Consider the following 16,933-nt stretch of genomic DNA (forward strand, 5'->3'; position numbering starts at 1 on the left):
TGAACTTGTCCGTCAAAGCAGCATTCTCACGGAACCGACATTGGCGGATCGGAGAACTAATGCAAAACGACGCCCGTGGCGATCATGTCACTTCGTCCGAGAATGCCGCCATCGCGCACAAAACGCCACGCCCTTCACGCGCGAGCCGGCGCGGACTCGACGGATTCGTGTTTTTCACAGCGGATGTGCAGACCGGATTCGGCGCGTTCGTCGCGGTCTATCTGACGGCGGAAAAATGGACGCAGGTTGACATTGGCCTCATTTTGACGATCGGCAGCCTCGTTGGCCTTGCGAGTCAAATCCCAGGCGGCGCAGCGGTCGACGCCACACGTTCGATCCGCCGGACCGCCGCCACGGCCATCATCGCGATCGGCGCCGGCGCACTGGCTCTTGCCGCGTGGCCGATCTTCGCGGTCGTGCTTGCATCGAGAATCGCGCAGGCCGTAGCAAGTTCTGTGCTTGCTCCGGCGATGGCGGCGATCAGCCTTGGCCTCGTCGGCCGCCACGCGATTGGCGAACGCCTTGGCCGGAACGCTTCATTTGCCTCGCTCGGCACCGGTCTTGCCGCCGCCGGGATGGGCGCTTGCGGATATTATCTCTCCAACCGGGCGGTTTTTTTCGTGGCCGCCGCGATGGTCGTTCCGGCTCTGATCTCGCTCTTCCAGATTCGGCCAGATGAGATCAACCCGGACCGCGCTCATGGGGGCCGTCCGCGATCCGGCTCAGCCGACATTATCTCAGGGTTGCGCAGCCTTCTTGCCGATAGATCGCTCGTCATCTTTGCCGGATGCGCCATGCTGTTTCAGTTCGCCAATGCCGCTATGCTGCCTCTGGCTGCGAGCATGCTGACTCTTCGGTCGAGCCAGGCTGCGACGATCCTCGTCGCCACCGCGATCGTCGTGCCTCAGTTCATCGTCGCGGCGCTATCGCCATGGGTCGGGCGCAAGGCAGAGCAATGGGGACGCAGACCGCTCCTCATTCTCGGCTTCGGCGCGCTCGCCGTTCGCGGGGCGTTCTTTGTCGTCGTCATCGACCCCCATCTTCTTGTCGCCGTGCAATTGCTCGACGGCATTTCGGCCGCGGTGCTCGGCGTGCTGACGCCGCTGACCATCGCCGACGTCACACGGGGCACGGGCCATTTCAATCTCGCACAGGGCATGGTCGGGTGCGCCGTCGGCGTCGGGGCCGCGATCAGCACAACTCTCATCGGCTATCTCAGTGACCATTTCGGCAGTCACACGGCGTTTCTGACGATGGCGGGAATCGCCGCCGGCGGATTCGCCGTGGTGTGGCTCTCGATGCCGGAAACGCGGCCAAATACAAGCGAAGGGTGAAACAGGCCTCGCAAAGGCGCGCCTCGCGCTCGAGCGTGCGACAACATGCGCCACACAGCCGCTCCAACACATTGATCGTCGCCAGCAGCACAGATTTTAGGCAGTTGGCCGGAGCCGGTTGGGAACCTGCGCCATTTGGAAACGTTGCTCGCGGTGGGCAGGCACAGGCCACGCCCTTGCAATTGCTCAGTTAAACTTGACGAGACCATTCTTTTCGACCGAGTGCTGTTCAGCTTCGCTCGTTCTGAAAATTTTGCCGCGCCGCAGGGAAGCCAAACGCCAGCCAAACTTTCTGCTCATTCTCAATCCACGAGTCGTGATCCATGGACGATCTCACTCATTACGCCAACAGGCCTTTGGCATTTTTCGGCCGGTACATACGAACCCGCCGGCTGTCTCACGCCGCCATTCTCCTCGCGGTGGTCGCCGCTGTCGGCTTTTCGGTCAGCACCCAGTATGGCGTCAAGCACCTCGTCGACACGCTCTCCCAAGAGGGGCGGAGCGGCGCGCCCTGGCCGGCGTTTTACCTCCTCGTCTTTTTCATCGGCGCGGACAATCTTCTGTGGCGCGTGGCGAGCTGGATCGCCGCCTACACATTCGTGCATGTCACCGGCGATCTGCGCGCCGATCTTTTCCAGCATTTGACCGGCCATGCGCCGAGCTATTTCGCCAAAAGATTGCCGGGAGTGCTGACGAGCCGCATCACGGCGACCTCCAACGCCGTCTTCACCATTCAAAACATGTTCGTGTGGAACGTCTTGCCGCCATGCCTCGCGATGGTCGGCGCGATCGCCTATCTGACCACGGTCAGCCTCGGGATGGCGGCCTGCCTTGCAGTCGTGTCCGGCCTTGTCGCCGCGACAATTTTCCACGTCGCCGCCAGCGGCAAACCACTGCACCATGATTTCGCCGACAAGGCCGCGGTGGTTGACGGCGAGATGATCGACGTTGTCGGCAACATCGCGCTCGTCAAGGCGTTCGGCGGTCTTGCGCGGGAACATCGGCGCTTCGGCGCCACGGTCAACGAGGAGCTCAAGGCGCGCCGGCGCAGCCTCCTTTATCTGGAAAAACTGCGGCTCAGCCACGCCCTCGTGACGATAGTCTTGATGCTTGGTCTGCTCGCCTGGGCGATCAGCCTTTGGCAGCAGCGGTCCGCGACCATCGGCGACGTCGTTCTTGTCTGCACGCTCGGAATGGCCGTGCTCAGCGCCACGCGCGACCTGGCCGTGGCCCTCGTTGACGTGACGCAGCACATGGCGCGCCTCTCCGAGGCCCTCGCGACGCTTCTGTCGCCGCATGAGCTGCGCGACCATCCCCAGGCTGCCGCTCTCATTCCGGGCGGGGCGCGCGTGGTCTTCGAGAACATTGCGTTCCGCTACCCCGAAGGACGGCAGGTTTTCGAAAACTTCAGCCTTACTCTCGAGGCCGGTCAAAGGGTTGGGCTGGTCGGTCCATCGGGAGGAGGCAAATCAACGCTGATCGCGCTCCTGCAGCGCTTCTATGACCTCGACGCGGGCCGGATTCTCATTGACGGACAGGATATTCACAGGACCACTCAGGCAAGCCTTCGACAGGCGATCTCGGTGGTGCCGCAGGATACCGCCCTCTTTAATCGTTCTTTGATGGAGAACATCCGCTATGGCCGTCCCGAGGCCACCGACGAAGAGGTGTGGGAAGCGGCCATCGCAGCGCGATGCCGCCCCTTCATCCAGCACTTGCCGCGGGGTCTCGACACCATCGTTGGCGACAGGGGAGCGAAGCTGTCGGGGGGACAGCGCCAGCGCGTCGCGATCGCCAGAGCCTTCCTGAAAAATGCGCCCATCCTTCTGCTCGATGAGGCGACATCGGCGCTCGACAGCGAAGCCGAGGAGGCCATTCGGGAGGCGCTTGCGCGCCTCATGCAGGGGCGGACGGTCATCGCGATCGCCCATCGCTTGTCGACGCTACGAAACTTCGACCGTATCGTCGTGTTGCAGAACGGACGCATGGTGCAAGACGGGCATCCCGAAAGCCTCATGCAAATCGACGGTCCCTATCGCGCCCTGATTACGCAGGAGATGAGCCGTCTCGCAGAGCAGGCCGCCTGAACATGGCCGAGAGCGCCGGGGGCTCGCCATCGGCGTGAGATGTTGGGCGCCGCACGCGGTCATTCGATCCAGTCGAAGGTCCGGCTGACCGCCTTTTTCCACATCGTGTAATTTTTGACGCGCAACGTATCGTCAACCGACGGTCTCCACGTCCTGTCAACGCTCCAATTCCGCCGAAGATCCTCGATCCCGCTCCAATAGCCAACCGCGAGCCCAGCCGCATAGGCGGCGCCGAGAGCCGTACTTTCCGACACTTTCGGCCGCGTCACCGGCGCGCCAAGAACATCGGCCTGGATCTGCATCAGCAAATCATTCGCGGTCATGCCGCCATCGACCTTCAGCGCCGTCACAGGCACGCCTGAGTCCGACGCCATCGCGTCCGCCACCTCGCGCGTCTGGAAGGCGGCGGCCTCGAGGGCGGCGCGGGCGAAATGGCCGCGGTCGATAAAGCTGGTGAGCCCGATGATCAGACCACGCGCTTCGCTGCGCCAATAAGGCGCGAAGAGGCCCGAGAAGGCCGGCACGAAATACAAACCGCCATTATCGGGAACGAGGCTGGCGAGACGTTCGACGTCGGCCGCGCTGTCGATGAGTTGCATGCGGTCACGCAGCCACTGCACCAAGGCTCCCGCGATCGCCACCGAGCCTTCGAGCGCGTAGACGGGCGGATTCCCGCCGAATTGATAGCAAACAGTCGTGATCAGCCCGTGTTTTGATTGCACCACTTCGACGCCTGTATTCAACAGCATGAAGCAGCCGGCGCCATAGGTGTTTTTAGCTTCGCCCACGTCGAAGCAGACCTGCCCGACCGTGGCGGCCTGTTGATCGCCGAGAACGCCGCAGATTGGCGCCTCCCCTCCAAAAGGTCCGTCGGCGCGCGTGAGGCCATGGAAGGCGGAGTCCGAGGACGGCCGAATGGCCGGGAGCATCGCCCGCGGAATATCAAAGGCCGCCAACAGCTCATTGTCCCATTGCAGAGTCTTGAGATTCATCAGCATGGTGCGCGACGCATTGGTGACGTCGGTCACATGCGCCGCGGCCGGCGAGGGGCCGCCCGTCAGCTTCCAGATCAGCCAGCTATCCATCGTCCCGAAGAGCGCCTCCCCTGTTTCGGCGTCACGGCGCAGGCCCGGAATGGCGTCGAGCATCCAGCGGATTTTTGGCGCCGAAAAATAGGTCGCGAGCGGCAGGCCGGTCTTTTGACGAAAGCGATCCTGACCGCCGCGCTCGGCCAGTTGAGCGCAGATCAGATCGGTGCGCGTGTCCTGCCAGACAATAGCGTTGCAATAGGGCTCGCCGGTGTTCCTGTTCCAGACGAGCGTGGTTTCCCGCTGGTTGGCGACGCCGATCGCGGCGAGATCCCTCGCCGCCACCCCGGCCTTGCCCATCGCGCCGCGGATGACCTCCTCGACGCGTCGCCATATCTCCAAAGGGTCATGTTCGACCCAGCCCGATTGTGGGCAGATTTGTCGATGCTCGAGCTGATGCGAGGCCGCCGTTTCTCCCCGCTTGTTAAACAGCATGCAGCGTGTGCTGGTCGTCCCCTGATCCAGCGCGACGACATATTTCGACAAGACGTTATCTCCCGGATTTTCACTGAGTCTTATCAGCAACCGCGCTCATGCGAATAGCGGCCTCAACGCGAAGGCCCATTAAATCGCCTGCGTCAACCGCCGTTCCGTCTCGGCGGCCTCGAAATCCCGGCGGCGCTGGTCCCATCCGCGCTCCGCGGCGAGTAAAGCAATGACGCGGGGCGCGGAGCGCCGCGCCGCCTCCAGATCGAGCAAAGCCAGCGGCAGGCGCCGGGCCAGCACATCCATCGCCGAAAGGGCGGCCTCGAATCTAGCGGCATAGAGCACCTCGGCCTCGAGGTAAGGAAAGGCGGGATGGAGCCGCGCCGCGCCGGCGGAGCCGGCCTCTTGCAGTACCCGAGGGGCGCGATCGCCATAAGCGTGGTGCAGATGGGCGGCGACATCATAATCAAGGGTGAAGGCGGAGCGGAGCGCCTCAATTCCGCTTTCGGCGTCGAAATTCTCCGCGCCCGCCAGCGCCAGCCCGGCGGTGCGGCACAGAGTTTTCGGGCGCAGATCAAAACGGGCGATGGCGTGATCCAGAGCGTCCGCGGCCATTTTTCGATAGGTGGTCCATTTGCCGCCGCAGATCGTGACGAGGCCGCTCCCGCTCACTTCGACGATGTGATCGCGCGCGAGGCGCGCTGTGTCGGCTATTTTCGGGTTGCTGACCAGCGGACGAAGACCGCACCATGCCGATAATATGTCCTTTTCGCTCACCTCGACATTGAAATACTGCCCTATGTGCCGCAGCAGATAGGCGACCGCCTCAGTCGTGGGCGGGGGATGGTCCTCGATCGCCGCCGGCTCATCCGTGGCGCCGATCAGCGCATGTCCCTCCCAGGGCAGTATGAACAGCACGCGGCCGTCGTCGGTTCGCGGGATCAGCAGCCCCGCCCCCGTGGGAGCAAAACGCTTGTCGAGCACGATATGGACGCCTGAACTGGGTCTCATGATCGCCGCCGCGCCGGCGTCCGCCATCAGGCGAATGGAGTCCGCGAACGGGCCGGCCGCATTGATCACCGCGCGCGCCTCGATCTCCCAACGCTCGCCTGTCTCCCTATCCTCGACCTCAGCGCCGGTCAGTTGACTCTCCTCATGGGTGAACCCCACCACTTCGACCCGGTTGGCCACCGCGGCGCCCTGTTCGGACGCCGTCAGCGCCAGCGTCAAAGCCATGCGCGCGTCATCGAACTGACCGTCATAATAGAGAATTCCGGCTTTCAGCCCTTCGGCCTTCAGCATCGGAAATCGGCGGAGGGTTTCGCTGCGACTGAGCAACCGGCTGCGGCCGAAGCTCAGCTTCCCGGCAAGCCGATCGTAGATGCGAAGACCGGCGAATATATAGGGCGCATCGCGCCAGCGGTAGAGCGGCGAGACAAGCGCCAGACGATGAGCAAGATGCGGCGCGTTTCTCAGGAAAATCGCGCGCTCGTGCAGGCCGTCGCGAACCAGATTATATTGTGTCCGGTCAAGGCGCCGAATGGCCAGCTCAAGGTAGCGGACGCCGCCATGCACCAGCTTGGTGCTTCTGCCGCTGGCGCCCTCCGCGAAGTCGCCCCGCTCGACGAGCGCCGTCCTGAGGCCCCGGCTCGCCGCATCGAGCGCGACGCCGCAGCCGGTGGCGCCGCCGCCGACGACCAGAACGTCGAAAGTCCCGCCAGAGCGCAGCGCCGCCAGGGCGGAGCTTCTGTCCATTGTCCCTCCCCTTCCCCGCGCGCAACCCCGACGTCGACGACGCTCGATGCGCCATCATCTGAAGGCCGCTTATTGACGCCGCCGTCAAGAGCCGTGCGGATCGCGAGGCTGAATTTGCCCAGAGTTGCAGAGCGGAATCGAGCCGGCCCTATCGCCTTGGCCGCATTAGCGAACCGGCAAAGCCAGCCGACCTGCTAAACGCTTACCGGCCCCACTCGATTGACGCTGTCACCCACAATGGCGAGGCGCGCGATCTTAAATATTCTCTTTTTTCAATTGGGATATCTTCTCGCCAGCTCAAACGAAGCTAAAGAGACACCCTGCGGCACGACGGGGTTGCCCGCAGGGTGTCTGGAGGAAAGGGATTGCGCGTTATGCGGCCATGTCATTTGATGGATTGGAGCTCGTAACCCAGCAGCAAATTGGTCGCGTATTGTTTAATCCCGCCTCAAGTCGTGCGCTGTCGCCCCTCCGCCGCCGGCGCCTTTGGACGCAACGTCACGACAACATTGACGCGGGAGACTTCATAGTCTTCGGGTGTTCTGATGTGGTCCGTGAGTTTAATCTCATCGGGTCCAATATCCCGAATTTCCTTTGTGTCCTCAAAATAGTAATGTGGATGGTCGGTCGTGTTCGTATCAAAAAACGTAGGGCAGCGGTCGATCGACAAAGCGCGGACGAGCCCGACGCGCGCAAATACATTTAGGACGTTGTACACCGTCGCCAGCGACGTCTGTGTGTGCGCGACCCGGGCTTCGAACGCAAGAGTTTCAGCCGTCAAATGCCGGTCCTCTCTGCCGAAGAGCAATTTCGCAAGGTTGCGGCGTTGCCGCGTTGCTCGAAGGCCATATCTCTTCCACAACACGCCGCTTGAAAACTTCAATGTAGCAGATCTCTCAACGAGAGGCCCATCCCCGCGGTCACCCATCACGCACCTGCCTTTCGTGCTTTTCTTGCTATTATCAAATCCGGCCACTTTACTGGCTGGCCTCAGCCCGCCCCCGCCGCTGATTATCGCCAGACAGAAAGCCTAAGCGCTCAACGAGCGCCTGGGGCGCCCGGTTGACTTTCAGAGCGCTGAACAATGAAAGGACGCGCCGCCGACACTCGGTCGATGAACTCCTGTGTCGTGTCGGTTGTGATCGACGTTGTACCCGGCCCAACGCGCTCGGCGACGAGCTGTCCGGCGCCCGAAACTCTGTCAATGAATTCTTGCGCCGGATTTGTCTCAATCTTCGCTGATGAGACACCGGTGCGCTCTGTTGTAAACGGCTTTCCTGATACACGATCGATGAAAGCTCGCGCCGGATCTTCGGCATTTGCCTGTGTGTAAATGAAGCCAGCCGCGATTGCCGCGCCAACAATAAAATACCAATTTCTCTTATGCATCAAAGTGTCTCCCAGTCGAGCTTTGCTTCTCCGACTCCCACGTCGGATTGCGTTCGCTCCGGCAACAGTTCGTTGCATTTAGCAGGAGACGTGCCACCCATCGACGCTGCGCGCATTTAGTTGACAAGCGCTCGACGCAGCTTGGACACGCTCGATAAAACAGCGATGTATGACCTATCGGACGGACGCCACATTGGATTGTATGGCCTTGCCAACGCGCGTCTTCAGTGGCGACGGCCTTCCATTTTCATACACTGTATGTCATCTGAACACGATTACATGGACGCCCCTGTAGATGAATGGCGGGAGAGGATATCGCCGCTGGCGCAGACAACCGCAATTGACCAAGAGCAATTGGTCTACAAGACGCCCCGGACAGCGCAAAGACCGTCGAGCGCCACTGTGAGTTCGTCAGGCATTGGGCGGCGGAAAACATTCGCGCAATTTGTGATTTGATATAGTGAGAACGGCTCCCCCGAGGATCTCCCTCAGATTTTCGATAAAGCCTTTCACTCCCAGATATGGGCGAGCCCTGCCTCGCAGCGGGCGCTTTGTGGCGCCCGCTGCTCTCACCTTGGGCTACCCCTCAGCCGCGCTCTATCCGTCGAGCAGGACAAGCTCAAATGCGCGGATTCTCTCGGGTCGCCGCCGCCCACTCCCCGGTATAACCGAAGGTCGGATCCTCGGGCGGCACGTTAGCGACGACGCACTCGGTAGTCATGAGCGCACCCGCCGTTAAGGTTGCGTGCTGCAGAGCAAGACGCGTAACCCGTAACGGATCAATCACGCCAGCCTCGAAGAGATTGCCAAACCGGCAGGTCCTCGCGTCAAGCCCCCAATGTTCATCGTCCGACGCCAGCGTCCGTGACGTCACGGCATAAGCATCCTCGCCTGCATTATGAGCAATCAAACGCGCCGGCTCGCCCACCGCATCCGCAATGATTTGAATGCCATGTTTGACCGCAATATCCGTCGACGAAAGCGCGCGCAGGGCTTTCCGGCAGCGAAGAAGCCCGACGCCGCCACCCGGCAGACCGCCCTCGGCAAGCGCGGCGGACACGGAATTTCGGGCATTCTCTACGCGCTGCAGGCGCTCCTTCATCTCCGCCTCGCTGCCGCCGCCCACGTTGATGGTCGCCGTGACATTCGAGAGATTGGCGATCCGTTCCTGGAGTTCATCGAGGTCATGAAGCTTGCCCGTCGGAGAGCCCTTGTCGCTGCTCCGCAGTCGATCCGTCTCTAGCCGCAACCCATACAGTCTCTCGGCAACCACGCTGGGATCGCCGGCGCCGCCGAATAAGTTGGTCGTATCCTCGCCGACCTGAACGCGTCGCGCGCGACCGAGATCGGCGAGCTTTACTCGGCCAAGGTCGTCTCCATTTTCTTCCAATATGGCGCGGCCTCCGAGTAAGCAAGCGAGGTCGGCGAGGGTTTCCTTTCGACGATCTCCCTGGGCAGGGGGTTTCACCGCAACGGCTTTCAGGACGCAGCGGACATGATTGAGCAAAATCCCTGCGAGGGCCGCGTCTTCGACGGCTTCGGCGATGATCAGGAGCGATCCTTCGGCCTGCCGCACCTGGTCCAAAATCGGAATCAATTCTTCGAAATGTTTGATCGGTCGGTCGTAAAGGAGCACATAAGCATCCGTCAGCTCCGCGATCCTGCGCGTCTTGTCCGTGATGAAATAAGGCGAAAGCCAGCCTTGCTCCCAATGCGCGCCTTCCTGAAACTCGATTTCATCTTCAAGTCCGTTGCCGAGGTTGATGTTGATGACGCCCTCACGGCCAACCGCGCTGAAGGCGGAGGCCAGGAGCTTTCCGACCGATGCGTCGCCGTTCGACGCGGTCGCGCCGATCTGAACAATCGAACGCTCGTCGGCGCAACTCTGCGCCCGCCTCTCCATGTCCTCAATCGCAGCTCGCGTAGCAAGCTCCAAGCCGGTCCGCAGGCCATTCGGATTGAGCCCGGAACTCATCGCCCTCAACACCTGCCGAGCGATGTAGCGCGCGAGAACGATCGTCGTTGTGGTTCCGTCGCCGCACTGCTTCGAAACCTTTCCGGCCATTTCGGTAAACATGTTGATTCCGGCGCTTTCGAAACGGTCATCCACCGCGATCGATCGCGCCACCGTAACGCCGTCCTTGGTAACAAGCGGCTGGATTCCCGAGGTGCGATGCTCGATGATGACGTTGCGGCCGCGCGGTCCGAGCGTGACTTGCACCGCATCGGCCAGAAGATTTGCGCCCGCCAGCATCTTGCGACGCCCCGTGTCGCCATAGCGAATATCTTTTGCCATTGTTTCCTCCCTTGAGACGCCGATCGCGTCCTCGTCAGTCGCTTATGTTCTTGTTTATTGCGCGCGCTGATTATAGGCGTGCGATACGCGGCGCGCGTTTCGACCAATTACGCGCCAACGTTTCTGAACCGATCGAAGAGCCATCTCAGACGAAGCGAGCTCATCGAAGCGCGAGACTGTGTTCATCAATCAAAGCGGTTTACGTGGTCCACGCGCCGGCCTCGCTGGAGCCGTCCCGGCGGGTGCTGTAGAATGCTGGCTTCGAATCATATAGGCGCGCCCAGCAGCGACTCGTCGTTCGCGCGAGCGCTCGAGACGATGCCAGATCCAAATCAACTTCTTGTCGTCCCAATCCATGTAACGCTTGATATCTTCTTCGTCGGCGGGATCGAGCTGCTTTGTCCAGAGCCGCTCGAGTTCCTCGACGCGCTCATCACCGATGAGGGCGCGCAGCGTCGCTTCTTCAATTTCGAGTTCGTGGATTGTGGCTTCGGCGCCTTTTGCCATTTCGGCGAGAAATTGTTCGATCTCGTCGTCCATTTTTCTCTCCTTACTTCGGCGTTGGCGCCACCGTCATTTGCGCAAACCGAGGCGCGCCATCTTGTGGTACAAAGTCGCTCGCGTTATCCCGAGTTGTCGCGCTGATTCGGAAATGTTTCCTGCCGTCTTGGCAAGCGCCGAGCGGATAGCATCCGCCTCCCAATCGGCGAGCGCCTTGCTCTCAGGGGAGGGTCGCCATTTGGCGTATGACGACAGCCCTGCTTCACCCTCCTCTTCGGCTTGAGCGGAATCGCTCATTTCCCTTAGAAAATCATTCGGCAGGTCGGAAACGAGCGTCTCGGGACCTGAAGTCATGGCCAAACACGAACGCAAGACATTGCGCAATTCGCGAATATTGCCCGGCCAAGGATGACGCTCGAAAATGTCCCATACCTCGGCACTCAAAGCCTTGTGTTCATTGACGTATTGCGCCTTCACCTCCTGCTCCCACAAATGCTCGATCAGACCGAGTTTATCGGGACGCTCCCGCAGAGGCGGCAGCCAGAATTGGGCGCCGTTCAATCGATAGTAGAGATCGCGGCGAAACGCGCCTTTTCTCACGCAATCGGGAAGATCGCTGTTGGTCGCGGCGATGACTTGAACGTCAACCGTCACTGGTCTTGAGCCGCCGACGGGGACGATCTCCGAACTATCGAGCGCACAAAGTAGCGCGGTCTGGAGATCGAGAGCCATGTCGCCGATTTCATCGAGGAACAGAACGCCCGTATGCGCTTCGACGAACTTGCCAGTCTTGCCGCCGGTGCGGGCGCCTGTGAAGCTTCCGGGCACATAGCCAAAAAGCTCGCTGGAAATGAGATCTCGCGGGATCGCCGCGCAGTTGACAAGCACCAGAGGCCGGCCTTTGCGCACGCCCTCCGCGTGAATTCTGCGCACCAGATGGTCTTTGCCGACGCCGGATTCGCCGGTGATCAGCATCGGTATCTTCTGCTTTTGAAGATTGACCGCCTTCTGCAGCGCGGCCTCGAGGACGGCGTCGCGCCACGGCTCCGCGTTCGCGGATTTACCCCTGCGGCCAAGAACAGGACCCGCCGAGGCGCGGCCTGTTTCCTTTAGCGCAAAGCTCCGGCTGGGCTGAACGACATCTTTCTCAGGACGACGCCTGACGATTAATTCCGCCTTGAGGCGCCAGCCCTCAGGTATCTCGAGTTCGATCGGTTCGCCACGGCTCGCGCAGGCTCGCAAATCGCCGATAGCAACCCCGAGCAGCGTCTCCACTTTTTTTGAGAGGATGTTCGAATGGCATTCGGCGCGCAATAGGTTGAGCCCAGTCCGAGTCGCGCCGACGATCCTGCCTTCTTCATCAAGCGAGATGAGGCCGTCGAGCAAACAATCTTGTCCGGTCAAGCCGGCGCCGATGTTGTTCAGGCGCATCCTCAGCATGAAAGCGCCAGGCGCCTGGCACTCGAACAAATTCGTCTCGATCAGATAGCCGGCGATGCGCACGAAACCGAGAAGCGTTTGTGCCGACGAACGCTGGTCCGTGATGAGCCCGAGCAGGGCGACCAAGCCGCCGTCATGGGCGAAAAGCGGATGGCCTACAGTTGCGAAAGGGTGAAGAACTGAGGAGAAATGCTCCTTCCCATCGAAGGCAACCGGCTCGCGCAAGACAGCCGCTGTTCCTAACCCGTTGTTGCCGATGATGAGTTCGTTCCAGCTCTCGCCGAGCCGGACGAGGCGCCGGCCCATTGGGCCAAGATTAGAGCCGGCGTCCAAGGCGTGAATGAGCGTGCCGGCGCTATCGGCCAAAAGGAGACTGACGCTCGTGTCCCGCAGCACCGGCTGCAGGTTGAACGCCATCGTCGCCAGCGCCGTCCTGACGTCGAGATTGGTCGCCGGCGCGGTGCGTCCGCCGCTTTCGAAATCCATGATCGCATGCGGGCGCAGAAGACTGGTTCGCGGCGAGAGCCGATATTCTTCGATGCATCGGTACCAAGCTTCCGATACTTGCGGACGCACCCAGTCATCGCCCTCGGGCGGCTGACCGGTCTGCATCATCCAGTCCCACGCCACCCCCGGCCGATCGACGCCGAACAGTCCAGCGTCCTGCTCCGGCGCTTCAACATCCTGCGGTTTTAACTGATTTGGCATCTGGACGACGGAGTACATAGCACCACCACCACACTATGAGGCAAATGCCTCTGAAAACCTCCCTACTCTGCGGCCTGACTTTGTCCCGTTGCAAGGAACTTTTCCACGTAGACGTGATCTTTCGGCACGCCATGATTTGCTGCAGCTGCGAAGGTCGCATCGATCATCCCAGGCGGCCCGCACATATAAATATCCGGCGTGGATTTCGATCCTTTCAGATGTCTCAATAAATCATCGACGACGGTGCCCGTGCTCCCCTGCCAATCCGGCTCAGGCTGCATGATGGCGACGTGCGCGCTGAAGTTCGGCATCGCCGCCTCGAGCTTCTTCAGCTCGTCGATATAGAACAATTCATGCTGATGCGTGACGCCGAAGAAGAGCTTCGTCTCCTGCGGGTGCTGCTCCTGCTGCATGTATCGAATCATCGACAGAACCGGTGACAGGCCTGTTCCGCCGGCGACGAAGTAGCGTGGCCTAAAGCCATTCTCGCGCAGGTTGAATACGCCGAAGGGACCTTGCAGTTTGACCGCGAGCCCCGGCTTTGCCTCATTCGACAGAAAATTCGAAAATCGACCGTCCGGCAAGAGACGGATCAGAAAATCAAGACGTGGCTCAACGCTCGTCGTCGCCATAGAGTAGGATCTCCTGACGCCAGCGCCGGGGATTTCTATATCGAGATATTGTCCCGGCACGAATGGAATTTTGATAGCCTCGCCCGTTAGAGGGTCTTTGGGCTCAATCTGCAGCCTCGCGACATTCGAGGAAATCCGCTCAACGGCGACGATCTCGCCCCGCCAATCCGTATTGATCTTTTGGAACGAAATACGATCATGCGTGTAGGGCAACTGAATGACGAGATCGCTTCTGGGGAAGGTTCGGCAAAGGAGCACGACGCCAGATTCTTCCTCATCTGGCGGCAATGCTTGAACGCTACAGTTGCCGAGCTCGTAATCACCGTCGAGCACATCCGCTTTGCATGTGGCGCAGCCGCCTTCACGGCAGGAGGCGAGCAAAATGACATCTCTCTTCAAGCCTCCCGATATGACGTCCTCACTCGGCGAACATTCAAATGTGAGCTCTTGTTGGTCTTCTGTTATGGCGCGCACTTTAAACATAATTTCCTTCCCCAAGTGCCTTATTGAAAGCTCGCAATTCGCGAATTGATCCCCGACCGAAGTTTGAACGATTTCCGGGGTGAGAGCCGCCGTCCCCCAGCGCTGCCAACAGAGAGCGCGCAGCGCGAGAACGGTGCGATCCGCGCTGGAGAGAATAAGCCCGACCTTCCCGGCTTGACGCAATCCACGCCGAGCCTGCTCTTTCTTCCGCAGCGCTAATTCCGCGCATCGTCCTTATCGGCCTGACGCAGATCACTGCGCCGATAAAACGAAATGACGTGGCCGACCGCTTCCCGAGAAGAAGACTCGCTGAGAGAACAACCCTCTTGGACGAATTCATCGTCCCTGTGGATCTCCCACCGCCACACGCATTCGAGATCCTGGACAAACGCCCGATATCGGCCTTCCCTGAAGATCTCGATGCGTGTTCCTAGTCCTGCGAACCGGACCCGATCAACCAGCGATGGGTTCAACGCATCTTCTTCCTTATGATCAAAGTCCAATGTCGCAGTCATCACGAAACGCGCTCCTCGATCTAGTCCGGGCGACGACGAGATAAGTTGTCGACGCCCGGAAACTCATGACATTGTCACGCCGCGTCGCCGAGGCTCAGCACCTTTACGCCGCGCTTTTTACGCAACTCCTCAAGGGAGTCGGCGTAATAGTCGGTATTGCGTAATTCCATCAGCCGGCTGCCAAGGTAAGCGTCGACCTTGAAAAACACATTCACCGGGAGCACGGGCGGCTTGTAGAGTTGGCGGAAGGTAATCAGGATTTTTTCCGCGGCAAATTTGCACTTTTCCGCATCGATTTTCGCAATCCAGGCGTCGGCGACAGCCTGAGCCGCCTCGCCAGTCGTCGCCTTCGCGACGAGGTCCGCCGCAGACAGAGTCGAGGCCTTCAGAACCGCAAGCCGCTCCTCGATTTTCGCCTCAATAAAGAGGTAATCGACGTCGAGCGCGTAGCTCGTGCGGAAGGGGGACGTGTATTTCTTGCGAAAGTCCTGGATGAATGCTGTTGCGTCCTTCACGGACTTCAGCTCTGCGATTTTTTCCAGCCACTCCGACCGTGGGGGATTTTCATGAATTTTGTAGTTTGGCATTTTTTGTTTCCTCCTTTTCGATCGCTCAAACGTCGGTGAGCTTGCGATCAAGACCCATCAGTTCGGATGTGATCGTGAAGGTGTTTCCAAGCGTGTAGGCGCGCCCGATGGTCGACGACACGTTCACGAGAAAATCGTAAATGCTGTACGTCTTGCCGAGCAGTTCGCTGGCCTTCTCCGTGTCGACCTGGATCTTGCCGTCGGCCTTGATCCACCAGAAGCCGCCACGGTCTTCAACGACCAGGGTGGGATTGCGCTTAGTCTCTTCGCCGAGAATGATGTCTTCCACGATCGCATCGATCTCGTCGCTTTTCATGAGCACGAGAACGACCGTGTTGGATTCGTGCACGACCTGGTTTTCCTCGGCGAAGAATTCCGCCGCAAAAGCCTCGCCGGATTTCTTCATAATGCCGGCATTATATGCGTTCTTTGCTGTCACTTTATTCCCCCCTTCACTTAACGTCGCGAGTGATGCTGGCGATGAGCTTATCGGCGTCGACCTTAAAGTCGATTTTCTTCGCGTAATCCTCGACCCAATCATTGACGACCCGCGCGACCGCTGCTTTGATGGCGGGTGCGTCGCTAACGCCTGTGACTTTGTCGACCTTCGCATAAATTCCGAGGAAGTCATGTAGAGCTTCGGCGGTTTTCTGCAGCCACTTGTTGGTCCATGCGCGGTACCATGTCCTGTTGTGGTCGCCGAATTCGGGATCGTCTCCTAGGGAGTAGAAGAATAGATCGCTCATCGCGGCTTTGGTTGTCTGGAAATAGGTCTGCGTCTGATTGAGGAAGAACGGCGTGAGGCCGTCGCCATAATGAGCTGCGAGCCGACAGAAGAATTCGCGCCTCGCGAACTGACCAAATAGCGGATCGTAGACGCCGTGCACGGCCCAGAGAATCTCGTTGAAGTCCTGGATGCCCTGCCAGAACTCCTCAACCGTCTCGCGGGCGCCCCGATAGATCGGATCGGTGAGCCAGATTTTCTTCGGGCCCTCGGTCGATTCCGGGAATCCAGGAACGATCTTCGACAGGAAGTTGCGCTCCAGCTGAATCATCTGAGCGTTATCGACCTTGTCGAGAGCGGCGAAAGTCGCTGTGGAACGGATCGTGTCGGAAAGCGTATCTCGTGACACAGACGAATGCGCGTTGAACATCCCATATTCGCTGAACAGCAAGGCGCCCCAATATTTATCCAAGATTCCGTCGCGCCATTTCGGATCGATGGAACGCACCGCGCCTTCGGCCGAATATCCCTCGAGGAAACGGGTCGTGTAGCGCCACTCTTCGGCCTTGTCCTTGACATAAGGCGCATGCCAGCGCCGAGCGGGATCGCGGTGACGATACCAATCGGTTGTCCGAAGCTCTGTGCTTTCGTTGCCCCAAGAAGGCCGGCCGCCATGAAATTTTTGCGTCCAATCGCCCCAATCGAGACCGCCGGCGATCCAATCCGGATTCGGTTGCGTGTAAAGCGTCAAGATCTCGTATTCGCTGAGCCGCTTCCAGCGCGGCGTCACGAAATAATTCATCCGGCGCTGCGAATCGAGTTCGTGATCCGGCACTGCTGCGATAATCTGTGCGGCCTTATCAGGATCCGTTAGCCCGCGCTTGGTCGTCGAGGCGATAGCCATAGATGGTTTCCTCCATTGATGTTGTTTCATGGCCTCAGGGGCCAAGTTCTTGAAAACTGATTGA

14 protein-coding genes are annotated in these 16,933 nt (G+C 60.0%); 2 read left to right on the forward strand and 12 right to left on the reverse strand.

The features are described from left to right. Window positions 1-59: 59 nt before the first annotated feature. Both MPC4_RS09460 and MPC4_RS09465 read left to right on the forward strand, forming a co-directional pair. The gene (locus MPC4_RS09460) at window positions 60-1,334 is read left to right on the forward strand and encodes an MFS transporter (RefSeq protein WP_174512300.1); all 1,275 of its coding nucleotides are present in this window, start codon (window positions 60-62) and stop codon (window positions 1,332-1,334) included. A gap of 323 nt (window positions 1,335-1,657) precedes the next feature. Next, window positions 1,658-3,421 carry an ABC transporter ATP-binding protein gene (locus tag MPC4_RS09465; protein WP_174512301.1) on the forward strand — a complete coding sequence of 588 codons (1,764 nt, stop codon included), beginning with the start codon at window positions 1,658-1,660 and terminating at the stop codon, window positions 3,419-3,421. Window positions 3,422-3,480: 59 nt separating this feature from the next. On the opposite strand, the gene glpK is transcribed toward MPC4_RS09465, so the two are convergent. The 12 genes from glpK to mmoY all read right to left on the reverse strand — a co-directional run bounded on the left by glpK (window position 3,481) and on the right by mmoY (window position 16,869). After that, window positions 3,481-4,995 (reverse strand): glycerol kinase GlpK, encoded by a 1,515-nt coding sequence (gene glpK / locus MPC4_RS09470; protein ID WP_174512302.1) that lies wholly within the window; start codon window positions 4,993-4,995, stop codon window positions 3,481-3,483. 78 nt (window positions 4,996-5,073) lie between these two features. Beyond that, on the reverse strand, window positions 5,074-6,690 hold the full coding sequence (locus MPC4_RS09475; protein WP_174512303.1) for an FAD-dependent oxidoreductase: 1,617 nt from the start codon (window positions 6,688-6,690) through the stop codon (window positions 5,074-5,076). Window positions 6,691-7,138: 448 nt separating this feature from the next. After that, the gene (locus tag MPC4_RS09480) at window positions 7,139-7,618 is read right to left on the reverse strand and encodes a Fur family transcriptional regulator (RefSeq protein WP_174512331.1); all 480 of its coding nucleotides are present in this window, start codon (window positions 7,616-7,618) and stop codon (window positions 7,139-7,141) included. Window positions 7,619-7,728: 110 nt separating this feature from the next. Then, window positions 7,729-8,079, reverse strand: coding sequence for a hypothetical protein (locus MPC4_RS09485; protein ID WP_174512304.1), 351 nt, complete (start codon window positions 8,077-8,079; stop codon window positions 7,729-7,731). A 619-nt stretch (window positions 8,080-8,698) separates the two neighbouring features. Continuing rightward, entirely contained in the window at window positions 8,699-10,375 is a 1,677-nt protein-coding gene (locus MPC4_RS09490) for an Hsp60 family chaperonin (RefSeq protein WP_134488625.1), read from the reverse strand. A 189-nt stretch (window positions 10,376-10,564) separates the two neighbouring features. Beyond that, window positions 10,565-10,915 (reverse strand): hypothetical protein, encoded by a 351-nt coding sequence (locus tag MPC4_RS09495; RefSeq protein ID WP_174512305.1) that lies wholly within the window; start codon window positions 10,913-10,915, stop codon window positions 10,565-10,567. A gap of 33 nt (window positions 10,916-10,948) precedes the next feature. Continuing rightward, window positions 10,949-13,042 (reverse strand): sigma-54-dependent Fis family transcriptional regulator, encoded by a 2,094-nt coding sequence (locus tag MPC4_RS09500; protein ID WP_174512306.1) that lies wholly within the window; start codon window positions 13,040-13,042, stop codon window positions 10,949-10,951. Between the two features lie 44 nt (window positions 13,043-13,086). Continuing rightward, a complete protein-coding gene (gene mmoC, locus MPC4_RS09505; RefSeq protein WP_174512307.1) occupies window positions 13,087-14,139 on the reverse strand; it encodes an aromatic/alkene monooxygenase hydroxylase FAD-binding subunit MmoC in 1,053 nt (350 codons plus the stop codon). Between the two features lie 215 nt (window positions 14,140-14,354). Then, entirely contained in the window at window positions 14,355-14,654 is a 300-nt protein-coding gene (gene mmoD / locus MPC4_RS09510) for a soluble methane monooxygenase-binding protein MmoD (protein WP_174512308.1), read from the reverse strand. 74 nt (window positions 14,655-14,728) lie between these two features. Further along, entirely contained in the window at window positions 14,729-15,241 is a 513-nt protein-coding gene (gene mmoZ / locus MPC4_RS09515) for an aromatic/alkene monooxygenase hydroxylase subunit gamma (protein WP_134488633.1), read from the reverse strand. Window positions 15,242-15,266: 25 nt separating this feature from the next. After that, a complete protein-coding gene (gene mmoB, locus MPC4_RS09520) occupies window positions 15,267-15,680 on the reverse strand; it encodes a methane monooxygenase regulator MmoB (protein ID WP_210253619.1) in 414 nt (137 codons plus the stop codon). Between the two features lie 13 nt (window positions 15,681-15,693). Further along, a complete protein-coding gene (mmoY, locus tag MPC4_RS09525; protein WP_174512309.1) occupies window positions 15,694-16,869 on the reverse strand; it encodes an aromatic/alkene monooxygenase hydroxylase subunit beta in 1,176 nt (391 codons plus the stop codon). Between the last annotated feature and the right edge of the window lie 64 nt (window positions 16,870-16,933).

The organism is Methylocella tundrae (assembly GCF_901905185.1).
In the GTDB taxonomy this organism is placed as follows: domain Bacteria; phylum Pseudomonadota; class Alphaproteobacteria; order Rhizobiales; family Beijerinckiaceae; genus Methylocapsa; species Methylocapsa tundrae.

What these genes read in the sequence shown, in the direction of transcription:
- MPC4_RS09460 (WP_174512300.1), top strand. Translation starts at nt 60, where the DNA reads ATGCAAAACGACGCCCGTGGCGATCATGTCACTTCGTCCGAGAATGCC.
- mmoY (WP_174512309.1), bottom strand. Translation starts at nt 16,869, where the DNA reads ATGGCTATCGCCTCGACGACCAAGCGCGGGCTAACGGATCCTGATAAG.
- MPC4_RS09490 (WP_134488625.1), bottom strand. Translation starts at nt 10,375, where the DNA reads ATGGCAAAAGATATTCGCTATGGCGACACGGGGCGTCGCAAGATGCTG.
- MPC4_RS09500 (WP_174512306.1), bottom strand. Translation starts at nt 13,042, where the DNA reads ATGTACTCCGTCGTCCAGATGCCAAATCAGTTAAAACCGCAGGATGTT.
- MPC4_RS09480 (WP_174512331.1), bottom strand. Translation starts at nt 7,618, where the DNA reads ATGGGTGACCGCGGGGATGGGCCTCTCGTTGAGAGATCTGCTACATTG.
- MPC4_RS09485 (WP_174512304.1), bottom strand. Translation starts at nt 8,079, where the DNA reads ATGCATAAGAGAAATTGGTATTTTATTGTTGGCGCGGCAATCGCGGCT.
- MPC4_RS09495 (WP_174512305.1), bottom strand. Translation starts at nt 10,915, where the DNA reads ATGGACGACGAGATCGAACAATTTCTCGCCGAAATGGCAAAAGGCGCC.
- MPC4_RS09465 (WP_174512301.1), top strand. Translation starts at nt 1,658, where the DNA reads ATGGACGATCTCACTCATTACGCCAACAGGCCTTTGGCATTTTTCGGC.
- mmoD (WP_174512308.1), bottom strand. Translation starts at nt 14,654, where the DNA reads ATGACTGCGACATTGGACTTTGATCATAAGGAAGAAGATGCGTTGAAC.
- MPC4_RS09475 (WP_174512303.1), bottom strand. Translation starts at nt 6,690, where the DNA reads ATGGACAGAAGCTCCGCCCTGGCGGCGCTGCGCTCTGGCGGGACTTTC.
- mmoZ (WP_134488633.1), bottom strand. Translation starts at nt 15,241, where the DNA reads ATGCCAAACTACAAAATTCATGAAAATCCCCCACGGTCGGAGTGGCTG.
- mmoC (WP_174512307.1), bottom strand. Translation starts at nt 14,139, where the DNA reads ATGTTTAAAGTGCGCGCCATAACAGAAGACCAACAAGAGCTCACATTT.